The following is a 15,451-nucleotide window of genomic DNA, read 5'->3' as shown; positions in this document are numbered from 1 at the left end:
CTACCGGACTGGCGAGCGCTCAGCCCTCTTCAGGAACACGTAGTCGGCGGAGTAGGGCGCGCTCCTGAACTCGCCGGCCTTGTCGCAGGCACCGTCGAGCTTGCCGCCATGGCTGTTGATGCGCTGGACCGTGGTCACGGGCGTGAGTGCGCCGCTGCCGCGATGCGAGGTGACGTCTAGTTTCAGCCAGGGAATGTCGGCTGCGGTCGCGCCCGGCGCATTGCCGGCGGCTTTACCCGTCACCGCGCTGCCGTCGGCAAGCTCCCAGTTCGGCCCGGCATAGTGTGATCGGCATGGTCGCATCTCCGCGCGAGGGCCACAGAATTGAAAAAGGGCCGCGCTTTGGCACGGCCCTTGATCATGTCTGGCCCAGTCGGGCGAAATTGCGGACAGCTTACGCCGCCAGCTCTTTCGTGAGGTTCTCGGCGACCTTGTCGAGGAAACCGGTGGTCGAGAGCCAGCGCTGGTCGGCGCCGACCAGCAGCGCAAGGTCCTTGGTCATATAGCCGGCCTCGACGGTGTCGACGCAGACCTTCTCCAGCGTGGCCGCGAACTTGGCGAGCTCGGGGTTGTTGTCGAGCTTGGCGCGGTGCGACAGGCCTCTCGTCCAGGCGAAGATCGAGGCGATCGAGTTGGTCGAGGTCTCCTTGCCCTTCTGGTGCTCGCGGTAATGGCGGGTCACGGTGCCGTGGGCAGCTTCCGCCTCGACAGTCTTGCCGTCGGGGGTGAGCAGCACCGAGGTCATCAGGCCGAGCGAGCCGTAGCCCTGCGCGACCGTGTCGGACTGCACGTCGCCATCGTAGTTCTTGCAGGCCCAGACATAGCCGCCGGACCATTTCAGCGCCGAAGCGACCATATCGTCGATCAGGCGGTGCTCGTAGGTCAGGCCCTTGGCGTCGAACTCCTTCTTGAACTCGCGGTCGAAGATGTCCTGGAAGATGTCCTTGAAGCGCCCGTCATAGACCTTGAGGATCGTGTTCTTGGTCGACAGGTACACCGGGTAATTGCGCAGCAGGCCGTAATTGAAGGAGGCGCGGGCGAAGTCGATGATGGAATCGTCGAGATTGTACATCTCCATCGCGACGCCGGCGCCGGGCGCCTTGAACACTTCCTTCTCGATCACGGTGCCGTCCTCGCCGACGAACTTCAGCGAGAGGGTGCCCTTGCCGGGGAACTTGATGTCGGTGGCGCGGTACTGATCGCCATAGGCGTGGCGGCCGATGATGATCGGCTTGGTCCAGCCGGGAACCAGGCGCGGCACGTTCTTGCAGATGATCGGCTCGCGGAAGATCACGCCGCCGAGGATGTTGCGGATGGTGCCGTTCGGCGACTTCCACATCTGCTTGAGGTTGAACTCCTTCACCCGGGCTTCATCGGGGGTGATCGTGGCGCACTTGACGCCGACGCCGACCTTCTTGATCGCCTCGGCGGCGTCGATCGTGACCTGATCGTTGGTGTGATCGCGGTATTCCATGCCCAGGTCGAAATAGAGCAGCTCGACATCGAGGAACGGGGTGATCAGCTTGTCCTTGATGTACTGCCAGATGATCCGGGTCATCTCGTCGCCATCGAGCTCGACGACGGGATTGGATACCTTGATTTTTGCCATGATCGGGGGAGCCTCTTGGGAACGGCGCTTTCGGCGCGCCACGGGAATATCCGCCGCCTCTTAGCACCTGATAGCAGCGGGCGAAAGCCAAGGGATTATGCACTTTTAGCTCATCCAGCTTGCGCAGGCGGGAAGCGGCCGGCCGGCCCTCGGCCCGGCCTTCGGGCCCGTTTCGGGCGAGATTCAAAGTCGAATCCAAGTCGTTATTTCCCTTGAGAATTTTGTCAGGACAGGCAAACGACAGACCGCGAGGCGGCCCGGTCGTGGGGGCCGCTTGAATCAATTCCTAAGGCGGCCTTGCCAAGGCCTTGAGACGAAGAGTGGAAGCGAAAGCAGATGTCGGGGACTGACAAGAGCAAAGCGGGCCTTTCCCTCGACGGTCCCATCGTGATCCTGGTCGAGCCGCAGCTCGGCGAGAATATCGGCATGGCCGCGCGCGCCATGGGCAACTTCGCCCTCGACCGGATGCGCATCGTCAATCCCCGGGACGGCTGGCCCAACATCGCGGCCCAGCGCGCCGCGGCCGGTGCGGACCATATCCTGGAGAAGGCGCAGCTGTTCGACACGGTCGAGCAGGCGGTTGCCGACCTCGACCTCCTGTTCGCCACCACCGCACGCCCCCACGACCAAGCCAAGCCCGTGGTCGGGCCGGAGGCCGCAGCGGCCGAGATCGCAGGTCACGTCGCGACCGGCGGCAGGGCCGGCATCCTGTTCGGCCGCGAGCGCTGGGGTCTGACCAACGAGGAGGTCGGGCTCTCCAACCGCATCATCACCTTTCCGGTCAATCCGGGCTTCGCCTCGCTCAACCTCGCCCAGGCCGTGCTGCTGGTCGGCTACGAATGGTTCAAGCGCGCGACGTCGGGCGAACTGCCGCACGCCATGCCGGAGCGCTCCGAGCGCGCCTCGCAGCACCAGATGCAGGCCTTCTTCGACAATCTCGTGCGCGAGCTCGACAAGGTCGAATTCCTGCGCCCGGCCGAGAAGCGCGACACCATGCTGGTGAACCTGCGCAACATCTTCACCCGGATGGAGCCGACCAAGCAGGATATGCACACGCTGCACGGCGTGATCATGGCGATCGCCGAGGGGCGCAAGGGTCCGGCCAAGGGCGGCGTGCTCGATGGCGAGCAGGCCACGCGCCTGCGCGCGCTGCTGGCCGAGCACGGGCAGGGCGGCGGCGTGCCGGACAGCGGCTCGACCGTGCGCGGCCTTGCCCGCCTGCTCCGCCGCAACCCGACCGACGCCGAACGCCTGCTCTGGCAGGCGCTGACGCGTGATCGCCGCTTCGCAGGTGGGTTCAAGCGGCAGACTCCCGTGGGGCGCCACATCCCCGACTTCGTCTCATTCCCGCACCGGATCGCGATCGAGCTGGTGAACCCGGGCGAGGGGGAGGCGATTGCGGCCGATCGCGCGGGACGGCGGACTTGGCTCGAGGCGCGCGACTATCGGGTGCTCGACATCCGGGCAGTGGATGTGGAGCGCGATCTCGAGGCGGAGCTGGTGCGGCTTGCCGGGATGTTGGGACAGTAGAATCTCAGCGGGCCGCGGCGTCATCGAAGCGAGCGGATGCGGTGACGATGGCGGCAAGCAGCGCGGCGATCAGGATGATGGCCAGTGCGGCCGTCCACCCATAGGCTTCAACGGCACTTCCGACCGCGACAGGCCCGGCCACCTGGCCGAGATTGCTGCCCTGCATCACCAGACCGGTGACAACAGGAATGAGTGCGGCGGATGGCGCGAGCAACGGGATCGATGAGATCAGGACGGCCGGCATCAGGCCACCAACCGCCGCGAACAGGATGCACAGCAGAAGCGTCGGCGTATCGCTGAACATCTGCAAGAAGATGCCAGGACCTGAAAAGCCCATGGCCAGACAGGCCGCGAAGATCAGCACTGAACGCCGGGCACCGCGCGCGAGCAGGTAGCCGGCAGCGACATTGCCGATGATGTTGCTTGCGGTGGCGAGGGCACTGAGCATGCCGGCCGTGCCATGGGGGATGTTCATCCGTTCCATCAGCAGCACCGGGAGGAAGCTGAACAGCGCGAAGAACATCAGGCTGTAGAGGACAAAACATCCGGCCAGCAGAAGCGGGCCTTTGCTTGCCGCCACGTACACGGCATCGGACATCGTCCGTCGCCACGATGCCGGGGTGCGCTTCGGAGCGGCCGGAATACTCATCCACGCGGCCACGATGGCGATCGCTGCAGGACCGGCGCTGCCCCACCACAGTGCGCGCCAGTCGCTGAAGAACGTCCCGACGAGCATCGCGAGCGCAATGCCGGCCGGCATGAAGCAGCTCCACAGGGCAAGCGGAACGTCCTGTTGCCCGGACGGGACTGCTCTGTTCAGGATCGCCGGACCCGCAACAATGATCAGAAGAAATCCTGAGCCTTCTACGATGCGCGATGCGAGAAGCACCGCATAGTCGGTTGCGAGCGCGCCGATGATGGCGCCAAGGATGAGCAGCCCGAGGCCGAGAATGAGACTTCGCCGATCTCCGGCGCGGGCGACGAGGGAGCCGGCAGGGATACCGCCCAACAGGCCGAGAACAGCGATGATCCCGGTCAGCCAGCCGGCAGCGGCGAGGTCAAGGCCCAGATCCTTTTGCAGCATGGGCGTGGCGATCGCAGCCTTCCCCACCTGGATCGCGGCGACGGCGCCGGAGCCCACGACGATGCTCACCACATGCCAATGCCGATCTCGCAAGGACGAGGCAGGTGCTGCCGCCGCCATCAGGCCGCCTCCGTGAGCCGCCCAGCGGCCAGGGCGCGAGCGATCTCGGCGACATGGCGTCCCTGAAAGCGTGCCCCGGCCAGTTCGTTGGCGCTTGGACGACGATCCCCGCCGCTGCCGTCGTCGGCGAGGGTCGATGCGCCGTAGGGCGAGCATCCGGTGACCTCGTCCATGCGCATCTGTCCCTTGAATGTGTAGGGCAGCCCGACCACGACCATGCCGAGGTGCAGCAGCACGCTGTGCACGGACAGAATGGTGCTTTCCTGGCCGCCATGCTGGCTGCCCGTCGATGTGAAGACGCTGCCGACTTTGCCCACGAGCTTGTTCTCGAACCACAGGCCGCCGCACTGGTCGAGGAAGTTCTTCATCTGCGCGGCCATGTTCCCGAAACGCGTCGGGGTGCCAAGGATGATCGCGTCGTAGTCCGGCAATTCGGCCACGGCAGCGGTGTCGGCGCGTTGATCGAGCTTGTATCCGGCCCTTTGCGCGACGTGATCGGGCACAATTTCGGGTACGCGCTTGATGGCGACTTCGGCTTCGGCCTCCCGTGCACCCCGGGCAATCTCTTCGGCCATCGTCTCGATGTGACCGTAGGACGAGTAGTACAGCACCAGGACCTTCGTCATTTTGCTTCCTCGCTCTTAGGTGGGGGCTAGCAGCCAAAATAGGTCTGTGCTTGATCAGCGGTAGCGTGATAAGATCGATGAGTTCGATCGATTGGATAGATCATGCTGGACGTGCTGACGCTAGATCAGTTGCGAACATTCGTGACGGTGGCGGAATGCGGGAGCTTCCGGGCGGCCGCGGCTCGGCTGTCCCGTGTTCAGTCCGCCATCAGCCATGCCATCGCCAATCTGGAGGCCGAACTGGGTGTTGCGCTGTTCGATCGCACGGGTCATCGGCCGGTCCTGACGCCCGAGGGGCAGTCACTGCTCGCCAACGCGCGTGACATTCTCCTCAGGGTCGATGCGATGCGGGCGCGAGCCCGGGGCCTTGGCGAGGGAGTCGAACTCGAGCTTTCCCTGACAATCGACACGTTGTTTCCGATCGGCATGGTCGGCGCAGCATTGACGAAGATGCGCGCTGCCTATCCCTCGGTTTCAATCAGGCTTGCGGTCGAGCCGCTGGGTGGACCGATCGCCTCGCTGATCGACAAGCGCAGTTCGCTTGCGATCGTGGTCGGCGAGGATTTTCGCGATCCGCGGATCGCACTCGAGGCGATCTCGTCGGTCGAGCAGGTTGCCGTCGTTTCCGTCGATCACCCATTGGCGAGGCGGCAATCGCGCAACAGGATCAGCCTTCAGGATCTGGCCGATCATCTGCAGATCGTTCTGTCCGATCCGACGCCGCTGACGGAAGGGCGCATGTTCGGTGTGCTTTCGCCCCAGACCTGCCGGGTCACCAATCAGGACACCAAGCATGCGATGATTCTCGCCGGTCTCGGCTGGGGCCGCCTGCCGTTCTGGCTGGTGGAGCGCGATCTGAGGGAAAGGCGCCTCGTGCGCCTTGCCACCACCGCCCTCGGACGGCGCAGCCAGGTTGCCGCAGAAGCCTATCTCGCGCACCGGCTGGACCAGCCGCTCGGACCAGCCGCGCTGGCTTTTCGCGAGGCCTTGTTGCAGATCGCCGAGGCGTAGGCGGACACGGCTCGAGGCGCGTCGCGTGCTCGACATTAGGGCAGTGGATGTGGAGCGGTGATCTGGAGGCGGAACTGGTGCGGCTTCAGGCGATGATGGCCAAGTCGGCCTGAGCATCGGGCCGCACGGACCCGTCGCCTGCAAGTGCGCAACCAAGGGCTGTGCATAGACAAGATTGGTTGCTATGAAGTCTCTGGAAATTGAGTGGGGACTGCATGTTTGGAAGGATCGGCCGCGCAGGAGTTCGTGCGGCAGCAAGCTTCGGTGTTGTGGCGCTGACGGCCTTGCTCGAAATGTCAGGCGCTCGCGCGGAAATGCCGTTGGCTTCCAAGTGTAACGCGGTCGGCAATTTCAGCCTCGATGACAGGATCGCAGGCTGCACCGCCATCATTCAGGCGGCGGGGACGGGCATGCAGCAAGGTGTGGTCATGGCGCGCTTCCGCCGCGCCATGTTCTACCGCCAGAAGGGCGAGATCGACCTTGCGATAGCGGACTACAACGAGATCATTTCGCATTATCCAGACAATCCGAGCGCCCGATTCGAGAGGGCTTCTGCGTTTCTGCAAAAGCGAGATTCCGACGCCGCTCTATCGGATTACGACAAGGCGATTGTGCTCGATCCCAAAAATACCCAGGCATATCTGGGGCGCGCGCGAATCTACGGAGAGAGAGGCAACTTCATCCGCGCTATCGCAGACTACGATCAGGCCCTGCTGATCCATCCGGACAATGTCCAAGGGCGTGTCGAGCGAGGTCTTGCTCACCTCCGCAATGGGGATGCCGATCGTGCCATGGCCGACTGTGATCGAGTGGTCGGGATCAGCCCGCAAGACGGCGGTGGCCAGCTATGCCGCAGCCGAGTTTACTTCGCCAGGGGGCACAGAGAGCGGGCATTGGCCGAACTCGAACAAACCATCCAGAACAAGCCAAGGAACGATTCTTTCTATTACTTTCGTGCCGAATCCTTTCTTCAACTGGGCGAGTTCGACCGGGCCATTGCGGATTATGACGAGATCATTCGGCTGGCACCAAGAGAGCAGCGCGCATACTACAGTCGCGGGGTTGCGTACGTAAGAAAAGGCGATCTCGATCGCGCGATTGCCGACTATACCAAGACGATCGAGTTCAATTCCGATCCGTCCCAGCGGGCGCGTAGCACGGAAGCTCACTACAGGAGCGAGCTGGCTCCAGCCCCGTCCAATCAGGCTGTTCAGCTCAATCCAATGTACAAGGCCGCTTATCTGGCGCGCGGAGAAGCGCACAGCAGGAAGGGCAATGCCGATGGAGCAATGTCGGATTTTGCTCGGGCGATACAGATCGATCCGGCCTATCGGGCTGCGTACGTCTACCGTGCGGCCGAATACAGGGCCGCGCGTGATCTCACGCGGGCGATGGCCGATTGCGACCGCGCAGCGTCGCTTGACCCGAAGGATGTATATCCTTACGTCTGTCGTAGCTTGACCTACCTGGCTATGGGCGATTCGGAGCGCGCCGTTGCGGCGTGTGACCGGGCAATCGAGCTCGCTCCGAAGGCAGCCGGCATCTATCGTCCCTGTGCCATGGTACAGCTTCAAGCCGGTTTTCCGGCAAAGGCGGTCACCTATCTGGATCGGTCGAGGGAGATTGATCCCAAGGACAGCTACACCGCGTTGTGGCGCGAGATTGCGGCCCGGCGCGGGAATGCGGCGAGTACGCTCTCGGATGCGACTGGCAAGCTCGACATGACTAAAGGCCTGCGCCGATAATCCGACTATTCTTGGGAACGACTTCGGCCGACGACGTGCTGCACGTGGCCGACGATCCCGATCCGATTAAGAAGAAGGGCCAGATTTGCGAAGCGAATTTCTTCACCGCTGAACTCGCTTTGCAGCGTGGGTTGAAGGAGGAGGCGCGGCGGCTGTTCGGACTGGCGCTTGTAGATTGTCCGCCGATGTTCGTGGAAGCACAGGCGGCCGCAGCTGAGGTCAAGATGCTCGGTGGGAGCCCCTAGCAGCATTTGGGCACAATGTAGTCCAGTTTGAACGACATCTTAGGACGGACAAAGCGTAGCTTGCCGCCATGCTTTGAGCGATCAACTGAGGCGGTAATGGTGGGCACGGCGTTGCGCGCCTTTGCCCACGATATTTTCGTAGCCCGGATGGAGCGGAGCGCAATCCGGGACGGTGTCCCCGCATTCCGCTGCGCTCCATGCGGGCTACAAGAAAAGCGCGATCACACCGCCTCGAGCTGCTCCGCCGCCCGCTTCTTCTTCGCCTTGGCCTGGCCGAGCAGGGGGCCTGCCGTAAGCGCCGCGGTATCCGCGACGGCCGGGTCGCGCGAGATCATGGCGGCGACGATGGCGCCGTCGATGATGAGGCCGAGCTGGTGCGCGAGCACCGCGGGCTCGGCCGAGCCGAGCTCGCCGGCGAGCTTCTCGATGTGACCGAGCACGATCTTCTTGTGCTTCAGCGCGATGTTGCGGAATTGCTTGGCGTCCTTGTCGTGCTCGCCGACGGCGTTGATGAAGGGGCAGCCGTAGAAGCGCTCTTCGGCGAACCAGCTCTTCAGCGCGGGGAAGATGCGCGTGAGTTTCGCCTGCGCATCGCCGCCGCCTTGCTCCATGGCGCCGATGAACCATTCGCGCCATTGCTTGCCTTCGCTCTCCAGCACCGCGTTGACGAGGTTGGTCTTGGAGCCGAACAATTTGTAGAGCGTGGTCTTGGCGGTACCGGCCTCTTCGATGATCGCATCGATGCCGGTGGCGTTGATGCCGTTCTTGCAGAACAGATGCGTCGCCGCGTTGAGCAGGCGACCGCGTGCGGATTCGTCGTCGCCGGCAGCGGCGTGGGGCGGATTCTTCTTCGATGACGGCTTTGCCATGAGCGACAACTTAATCGCAGCCGCCTCGCATCAGCAAGCCGCATCTGTTCGGCGCCGAAAAGATTCGCATCCGCGCGCGCGGCTGCTCCGCCTTTGAGCAGGAGTGGGCTGACCAATCTGCAGGCAGCGACGCTTAAGCGGCTCCAAAGCCTCGCCTTTTGTTTTTCGCGAGATCTGGCACGCTCCATGCAAGGAAACAGACCGTTCGGTATCCTGCCGATTTCCACTTCTGCCAGGGAGAAGATTGATGACTGCCGTCGTTCAGAAGACAGTGCTGACGGGGTGCCTCGCGCCCATCGACAAGAACGGGCTCGAGCAACTGATTGCCAACGGCAAGGCAAACCCGAAGGTCATCAAGACCTTGAAGTGCAAGACGGTCGCGGAGGGCAAATTCCGCCACGCCAACTATATCCGCAACCTGCCGCCCTACATCGTCGACGAGCCGCCGGGGCTTTTGGGTGACGACACCGCGCCCAATCCGTCGGAAGCCTCGCTCGCCGCGCTCGGCTCGTGCCTTGCGGTCGGCCTGCATGCCAACGCCGTGCACCGCGGCTGGATCGTCAACAAGCTCGAGCTCGAGCTCGAAGGCGATCTCAACATCACCGCGGTCTGGGGCACCGGTGACACCTCCGACAAGCCGGTCGGCTTCACCGATGTCCGCGTCAAGGTGGACATGGAATGCGAGGGCATCTCGCCGGACGAGATCAACGCGCTGGTCGCCCATGTGAAGAAATGGTCGCCGGTCGCCAACACCTTCACGCGGCCGGTCAATCTCGAGGTCGGCATCTAGCAGACGGCAATCAGGACAGGGTGCGGGAAACGATCATGGGTTCACTGGCTTTATCGCGGGCCGACGTTCTGGATCAGCCCGCACCGTCCATTGCGGACGAGGTGGCGCGGATCGCGCGCCAAGAGCTTGCGCCGCTCGCAGCCGGCATCGACGACGGTTCGGTCTATCCGGCCGAGGTGCTGCGCAAGTTCGGCGCGGTCGGGGCATGGGGCAGTCACGTGCCGCACGAAGGCCCCGCCGATCTGCGTTGCGCGATCCAGGCGATGGCGGCGATCGGCGAGGTCTGCGGTGCCACGGCCTTCATGGCGTGGTGCCAGAACACGCTGGTCTGGTACGCGGCGAACTCCACCAATGTGAAGCTCGCAAAGCGCTTCGGAGATGCCTTCTCGACCGGCCGCGTGCTTGGCGGCACCGGGCTCTCCAATCCCATGAAGAGCTTCTTCGGCATCGAGAAGCTCAAGCTGAAGGGCCGCAAGGTCGAGGGCGGCTATATCGTGCGCGGTGCGTTGCCCTGGGTCTCCAACCTCGGGCCTGATCACTACTTCGGCACCATCTTCGAGCGCGAGGATGATGCGGGCATCGCAAGTGGCGAGCCCGGCACTGTCATGTTCCTGGCCGATTGCTCCGACCCCGCGATCACGCTGACGCCCTGCAAGCCGTTCCTCGCGATGGACGGCACCGGCACCTATGGCGTGCAGTTCCGCGACGCTTTCGTGCCCGATGAGCTGATCCTGGCCGATCCCGCCGCGCCCTTCGTCAAGAAGATCCGCGCCGGCTTCATCCTGCTGCAGGCCGGCATGGCGTTAGGCGTGATCAAGGATTGCATCAACATCATGGACGAGGTCGACAATCCTCTCGGCCATATCAACCGCTACCTGCCGCAGCAGCCGGTGCATTTCCGCGAGCTCGCCGCCGAGCTCGAGGCCGAGACCATGGCGCTGGCGCGCGATCCCTACAACGAGGAGGAGACCTACTGGCGCAAGGTGATTGCGCTGCGGCTGCGCGCCGGCGAAGCCAGTGTCGCGGCGGCGCATGCGGCGATGCTGCATTGTGGTGCCCGCGGCTACCTCAAGAGCCACCGCGCGCAGCGACGCCTGCGCGAGGCCTATTTCGTCGCGATCGTCACGCCGGCCACCAAGCAGCTGCGCAAGATGCTGGCCGAGTCCTGAGTTCTACGAGTCCACCCGAAGACCCCCAACCTCAACGGAGAGGCTGCCATGACTGACGTTCTGATCACTGCCGTCGAACTCGCCGATCTCTTGAAGACCGAGCCGTGTGTCGTCATCGACACCCGCAATCCCGACGCCTACGCCGCCGGCCATCTGCCGGGCGCCGTCAACGTGCATGAGATCTTCACGTTCCTCGCGACCTCCACGCCCGAGGGCATGGCCGAGCTCAAGACCAAGTTCGCCGATGCGTTCGGCAGCGCCGGCCTTTCCGGCAAGGAGACGGCGGTGATCTACGAACAGTCGATGAACTCCGGCTTCGGCCAGTCCTGCCGCGGCTATTACCTGCTCACCATGCTCGGCTATCCCAAGGTGAAGGTGCTGCATGGCGGCTTCGACGCCTGGTCGGCCGCGGGCTTCCCGGTGACCAAGGATGTGCCCGCGCCTGAGAAGGCCTCGTTCTCGATCGTGCCTGAAGCGGGCGAGATCCTGATCGACGCCAAGACCATGCTCGCCGCCGTCGGCAAGCCGGGCATCGCGATCCTCGACGTGCGCGACGTCGACGAGTGGATCGGCGACAGCTCGTCCCCGTACGGCAAGGATTTCTGCCCGCGCAAGGGCCGCATCCCGGGCGCGGTGTGGCTGGAATGGTATCGCATGATGAAGCCGACCGTCGAAGGCCCGCGCTTCAAATCCAAGGACGAGATTCTGGCGGAATGCGCCACGGTCGGCATCTCGCAGACTACGCCGGTCTATCTCTACTGCTTCAAGGGCGCGCGCGCCTCGAACACGTTCCTGGCGCTGAAGAACGCCGGCGTGAAGGACGTGCGGATGTATTTCGGCTCCTGGAACGAATGGTCGCGCGATCCCTCGCTGCCGATCGAGCAGGGCCTGCCGATCGCATCGGACGTCACCACCAAGGCAGCCTGAGCGCGCGCCTCGTCCTTCGAGACGACCGCTTCGCGGTCTCCTCAGGATGAGGCTAAGCGGCACCGGTGTCTGTTGATACTGTTGCCGCGCCCTCCGACCTCATCCTGAGGAGCCCGCCTAAAGCGGGCGTCTCGAAGGATGGGCCCCTTGCGGACGAGGCGCGATTCCCAGCGCCTTGATCCGTGAGGCCAGCGTGGTCGGCTTGATGTCGAGCATCTCGGCGGCGCCGCCGGGGCCGAAGACTTTTCCGGCGCAGGCCTCAAGCGCGGCGAGAATGTTGGCGCGCTCGTGGTCGCGCATTTCCGACGACGTCATGATTGCGGGGCGCGCGTCGGGCCTCTGGCGGGTGGCGCCGCTGGGCGCTTGTTCACCTGAAGGATCGGGCAGATCGATGCGCAGGCGGCCGTTCTGCGACAGAATCGCAGCGCGCTCGATCACGTTCTGGAGTTCGCGGACATTGCCGGGCCAGTTGTAGCGGGTCAGCCGCCGCGCATCGCCCTCCGACAGACGGAGGTTCGATTTCAGCGCCTTGCTCTCGCGCGTCAGGAAATGCTGGGCCAGCAGGGGAATGTCCTCGCGGCGTTCGCGCAAGGGAACGGTCTCGATCGGAAACACGTTGAGGCGGAAATAGAGGTCTTCGCGAAAGCGGCCGCGCTGGACCTCCTGCTTGAGATCGCGATTGGTCGCGGCGATGACGCGAACGTCGACGGCGCGGGTGCGCGCCTCGCCGACGCGCTCGAAATGGCCTTCCTGCAAGACGCGCAGCAGCTTGCCTTGCAGCTCGAGCGGGATCTCGCCGACCTCGTCGAGGAATAGCGTGCCGCCGTCGGCGAGCTCGAAGCGGCCGATGCGGTCGCGCGTTGCGCCGGTGAAGGCGCCGCGGACATGGCCGAAGAACTCGCTCTCGAACAATTCGCGCGGGATCGCGGCGCAGTTGACGCGGATCAGCGGCCGGTCGCTGCGGGTGGAATCCTCGTGGATGGCGCGCGCGATCAGCTCCTTGCCGGTGCCGGATTCGCCGGTGATCATCACCGCCGCGGCGGTCGGCGCCACCAGCTTGACCTGGCGCAGCGTCTTCTGGATCGCCTCGCTGCCCCCGATGATGCCGCGCGGGTTGGTCTCGATGCGGATTTCCTCCTGGAGATAGGCGTTCTCCAGCTCGAGCCGCTCGCGCAGACGGTCGACCTCGGCAAGCGCCGCGTGCAGCTTCTCGGCGGCCTCGCGGCGCTGGCTGACGTCACGAAACACCACGACGGCGCCGACCACGACGCCGCGATCGCGGATCGGCGTCGATGTGTATTCGACCCAGGCGGGCGAGCCGTCCTTGCGCCAAAACACCTCGCCGTCGACCTGGTGCACGGCGCCGTCGCGGAATGCCGCGTAGATCGGGCAGTCGTGATTGTGATAGTGCCGGCCGTCGTGGTGGGTGTGGTGGACGATCGGGTGGATCTCCTTGCCGACCAGCTCCTCGGCGGTCCAGCCCAGCATGCGCTCGGCCGCGGGATTGACGAAGGTGGTCTTGCCTTCGGCGTTGACGCCATAGATGCCTTCGCCGGCGGCGCGCAGGATCAACTGGTTCTCGCGCTCGATGTCCTGGAACACGCGCTCGACCCGCTGCCAAGTCGAGATGCCGCCGCGCATATGGTCCTCGGCGGCGGCATCGACATTGCGCCGGCGGCGGGCTTCGAGATCGGTCAACCTCAGCAGCAGCAGCGTGCGGCCGTCATGCGGCAGCAGGCAGCCGGCATATTCGAGCTTGAGATCTTGCCCGGTCGCGTGGCGTGGATTGAGCGCCGTGGTCCAGTAGGCGCCCTTGTGCAGCACGGCCTGGGTGAAGACGGTGAGGGCGGCAAGCTCCCCGGCGTGGAGCGTGCTGGCCCTGGTCTGCCGCAGCAAAGCGCGGTCGTAGCCGAGCAGGGCACAGGCGGCGGGATTGGCATCGACGATCTGGTCGCCATAGGGATCGACCAGCAGCATCGCCTCGACCGAGGATTCGAAGGCCGCGATGCGCGGGTCGATGACGGGCGCCACCTCGTCGTGGGCGGGCATTGGCGTCGTTGCCATTGCGAAATCTCGTAATTGAACTACGAAATCTCGTTTATCACGAGTTTTCGTAGCGGCCAAGCGCGGGGGAAAATGCTGCGTCATCAAGGCAATGTCCGCTTCTTCGTCGGTGGCATGCTCCTTGCGTAATTCCTTCTCGCATTGACGCGCAGGAGGGCCGATGTCCACGTTCGACAATCCGTTTGATCCCGATCGCAAGCTTCGAGCCGGCTGTGTTTGCGGCCAGCATCGTTCCGCAGCTGAGCATGAGCAGGCGACGGCGCTGCATTGCGAGCCGGTCGCAAGCGAAGAGAAGCGCTACGAGGGCGTGGTCGCCTCCGCGGTGATGCGCGCGATGTTTCCGCAGGACGTGGCGCGGCGCGCTTTCCTGAAGTCGGTCGGCGCATCGACCGCGCTCGCGGCGCTGTCGCAATTCTTCCCGATTCAGACGGCGACCGAGGTGTTCGCGCAAGCCGGCGCGCCCGAGAAGAAGGACCTCAAGGTCGGCTTCATCCCGATCACCTGCGCCACGCCGATCATCATGGCAGCGCCCATGGGCTTCTATGCCAAGCACGGCCTCAACGTCGAAGTTGTGAAGACCGCCGGCTGGGCCGTGATCCGCGACAAGACCATCAACAAGGAATACGACGCTGCGCACATGCTGGCACCGATGCCGATCGCGATCTCGCTCGGCCTCGGCGCCAACGCGATTCCCTTCACCGTCCCGGCCATCGAGAACATCAACGGGCAGGGCATCGTGCTGGCGAGCAAGCACAAGGACAAGCGCGATCCGAAGGACTGGAAGGGGCTGAAATTCGCCATCCCCTTCGACTATTCCATGCACAATTATCTCTTGCGCTATTACCTCGCCGAGCACGGTCTCGATCCCGATACCGACGTGCAGTTGCGCTCGGTGCCGCCGCCGGAGATGGTCGCGAATTTGCGTGCCGACAACATCGACGGCTTCCTCGCGCCCGACAACATCTGCCAGCGCGCGATCTATGACGGCGTCGGCTTCATGCATCTCCTCTCCAAGGAGATCTGGGACGGCCATCCCTGCTGCAGCTTTGCCGCCAGCCGCGAGTTCATCACCACCGCGCCGAACAGCTTCGCGGCGCTGACGCGGGCGATCGTCGATGCCACCGCCTATGCTTCCAAGGCCGAGAACCGCAAGCAGATCGCTGAAGCCATCGCGCCTGCGAACTACATCAACGCGCCGGTCACCGTGCTGGAGCAGGTCCTGACCGGCACCTATGCCGACGGGCTCGGCGGGGTGAAGACCGATCCCAAGCGCGTCGATTTCGATCCGTTCCCCTGGCAGTCCTTCGCGGTGTGGATGCTGACGCAGATGAAGCGCTGGGGCCAGATCAAGGGCGACGTCGACTACAAGGCGGTGGCCGAGCAGGTGTATCTGGCGACCGACACCAAGAAACTGATGACCGAGATGGGCCTCACGCCGCCGGCAAGTGCCTACAAGTCGTTCGCGGTGATGGGCAAGACGTTCGATCCGGCCAAGCCCGAGGACTATCTGGCGAGCTTCAAGATCAGGAAGGCGTCGTGATGGCCCGCGCTCTATCTTCACCTCGCCCAGCTTGCGGGGAGAGGTCGGGGGTACAGGTCCCTCGACAATCTCACGTGTCGAGGGAGGCCCCTCACCCCGACCCTCTCAGCGCGAGCGAAGCT

At 64.2% G+C, this 15,451-nt stretch carries 14 protein-coding genes; 8 read left to right on the top strand and 6 right to left on the bottom strand.

What is annotated here, in order from left to right:
• Both I6F16_RS38070 and I6F16_RS31150 read right to left on the bottom strand, forming a co-directional pair.
• Entirely contained in the window at nucleotides 1-489 is a 489-nt protein-coding gene (locus I6F16_RS38070) for a DUF3455 domain-containing protein (RefSeq protein ID WP_275970745.1), read from the bottom strand.
• Nucleotides 395-1,609: an NADP-dependent isocitrate dehydrogenase gene (locus I6F16_RS31150; RefSeq protein ID WP_225114235.1), complete on the bottom strand. Its 1,215-nt coding sequence runs from the start codon at nucleotides 1,607-1,609 to the stop codon at nucleotides 395-397. Before I6F16_RS31150 ends, I6F16_RS38070 begins: the two co-directional genes overlap by 95 nt.
• 336 nt (nucleotides 1,610-1,945) lie before the next feature.
• Here I6F16_RS31150 and I6F16_RS31145 point away from each other — a divergent pair, with 336 nt between their 5' ends.
• On the top strand, nucleotides 1,946-3,139 hold the full coding sequence (locus tag I6F16_RS31145) for a TrmJ/YjtD family RNA methyltransferase (RefSeq protein WP_036027863.1): 1,194 nt from the start codon (nucleotides 1,946-1,948) through the stop codon (nucleotides 3,137-3,139).
• Between the two features lie 4 nt (nucleotides 3,140-3,143).
• On the opposite strand, the gene I6F16_RS31140 is transcribed toward I6F16_RS31145, so the two are convergent.
• Complete coding sequence (locus tag I6F16_RS31140) at nucleotides 3,144-4,343, bottom strand: MFS transporter (RefSeq protein ID WP_225114234.1); 1,200 nt, start codon at nucleotides 4,341-4,343, stop codon at nucleotides 3,144-3,146.
• Nucleotides 4,343-4,969, bottom strand: coding sequence for an NAD(P)H:quinone oxidoreductase (gene wrbA / locus I6F16_RS31135; RefSeq protein ID WP_225114233.1), 627 nt, complete (start codon nucleotides 4,967-4,969; stop codon nucleotides 4,343-4,345). The genes I6F16_RS31140 and wrbA overlap by 1 nt, the downstream gene beginning before the upstream one ends.
• Nucleotides 4,970-5,071: 102 nt before the next feature.
• Between wrbA and I6F16_RS31130 the strand changes: the two genes are divergently transcribed.
• The 3 genes from I6F16_RS31130 to I6F16_RS31120 all read left to right on the top strand — a co-directional run bounded on the left by I6F16_RS31130 (nucleotide 5,072) and on the right by I6F16_RS31120 (nucleotide 7,970).
• Nucleotides 5,072-5,980 carry a LysR family transcriptional regulator gene (locus I6F16_RS31130; protein ID WP_109143213.1) on the top strand — a complete coding sequence of 303 codons (909 nt, stop codon included), beginning with the start codon at nucleotides 5,072-5,074 and terminating at the stop codon, nucleotides 5,978-5,980.
• A 215-nt stretch (nucleotides 5,981-6,195) separates the two neighbouring features.
• Complete coding sequence (locus tag I6F16_RS31125; protein ID WP_225114232.1) at nucleotides 6,196-7,725, top strand: tetratricopeptide repeat protein; 1,530 nt, start codon at nucleotides 6,196-6,198, stop codon at nucleotides 7,723-7,725.
• 44 nt (nucleotides 7,726-7,769) lie between these two features.
• Complete coding sequence (locus I6F16_RS31120; RefSeq protein WP_225174274.1) at nucleotides 7,770-7,970, top strand: hypothetical protein; 201 nt, start codon at nucleotides 7,770-7,772, stop codon at nucleotides 7,968-7,970.
• A 221-nt stretch (nucleotides 7,971-8,191) separates the two neighbouring features.
• Here the strand turns inward: I6F16_RS31120 and I6F16_RS31115 are convergent, their stop codons facing one another.
• Nucleotides 8,192-8,839: a TetR/AcrR family transcriptional regulator gene (locus I6F16_RS31115; RefSeq protein ID WP_225114230.1), complete on the bottom strand. Its 648-nt coding sequence runs from the start codon at nucleotides 8,837-8,839 to the stop codon at nucleotides 8,192-8,194.
• A 247-nt stretch (nucleotides 8,840-9,086) separates the two neighbouring features.
• On the opposite strand from I6F16_RS31115, the gene I6F16_RS31110 reads away from it, so the two are divergent.
• From I6F16_RS31110 to I6F16_RS31100, 3 genes are read left to right on the top strand one after another with little or no spacing between them, the layout of a single operon-like run.
• Complete coding sequence (locus I6F16_RS31110; RefSeq protein ID WP_027576569.1) at nucleotides 9,087-9,629, top strand: OsmC family protein; 543 nt, start codon at nucleotides 9,087-9,089, stop codon at nucleotides 9,627-9,629.
• Nucleotides 9,630-9,664: 35 nt separating this feature from the next.
• Complete coding sequence (locus I6F16_RS31105; protein WP_225114229.1) at nucleotides 9,665-10,798, top strand: acyl-CoA dehydrogenase family protein; 1,134 nt, start codon at nucleotides 9,665-9,667, stop codon at nucleotides 10,796-10,798.
• 48 nt (nucleotides 10,799-10,846) lie between these two features.
• Nucleotides 10,847-11,725: a sulfurtransferase gene (locus I6F16_RS31100; protein ID WP_036012962.1), complete on the top strand. Its 879-nt coding sequence runs from the start codon at nucleotides 10,847-10,849 to the stop codon at nucleotides 11,723-11,725.
• A gap of 117 nt (nucleotides 11,726-11,842) precedes the next feature.
• Here the strand turns inward: I6F16_RS31100 and I6F16_RS31095 are convergent, their stop codons facing one another.
• Entirely contained in the window at nucleotides 11,843-13,789 is a 1,947-nt protein-coding gene (locus tag I6F16_RS31095) for a sigma 54-interacting transcriptional regulator (protein WP_225114228.1), read from the bottom strand.
• Between the two features lie 160 nt (nucleotides 13,790-13,949).
• Between I6F16_RS31095 and I6F16_RS31090 the strand changes: the two genes are divergently transcribed.
• Nucleotides 13,950-15,329 carry a CmpA/NrtA family ABC transporter substrate-binding protein gene (locus I6F16_RS31090; RefSeq protein ID WP_225174273.1) on the top strand — a complete coding sequence of 460 codons (1,380 nt, stop codon included), beginning with the start codon at nucleotides 13,950-13,952 and terminating at the stop codon, nucleotides 15,327-15,329.
• Nucleotides 15,330-15,451: the final 122 nt, after the last annotated feature.

It is taken from the genome of Bradyrhizobium sp. IC4060 (genome assembly GCF_020193715.1).
Classification (GTDB): Bacteria; Pseudomonadota; Alphaproteobacteria; order Rhizobiales; family Xanthobacteraceae; genus Bradyrhizobium; species Bradyrhizobium yuanmingense.
This window is presented reverse-complemented; position numbering and strand designations above follow the sequence as displayed.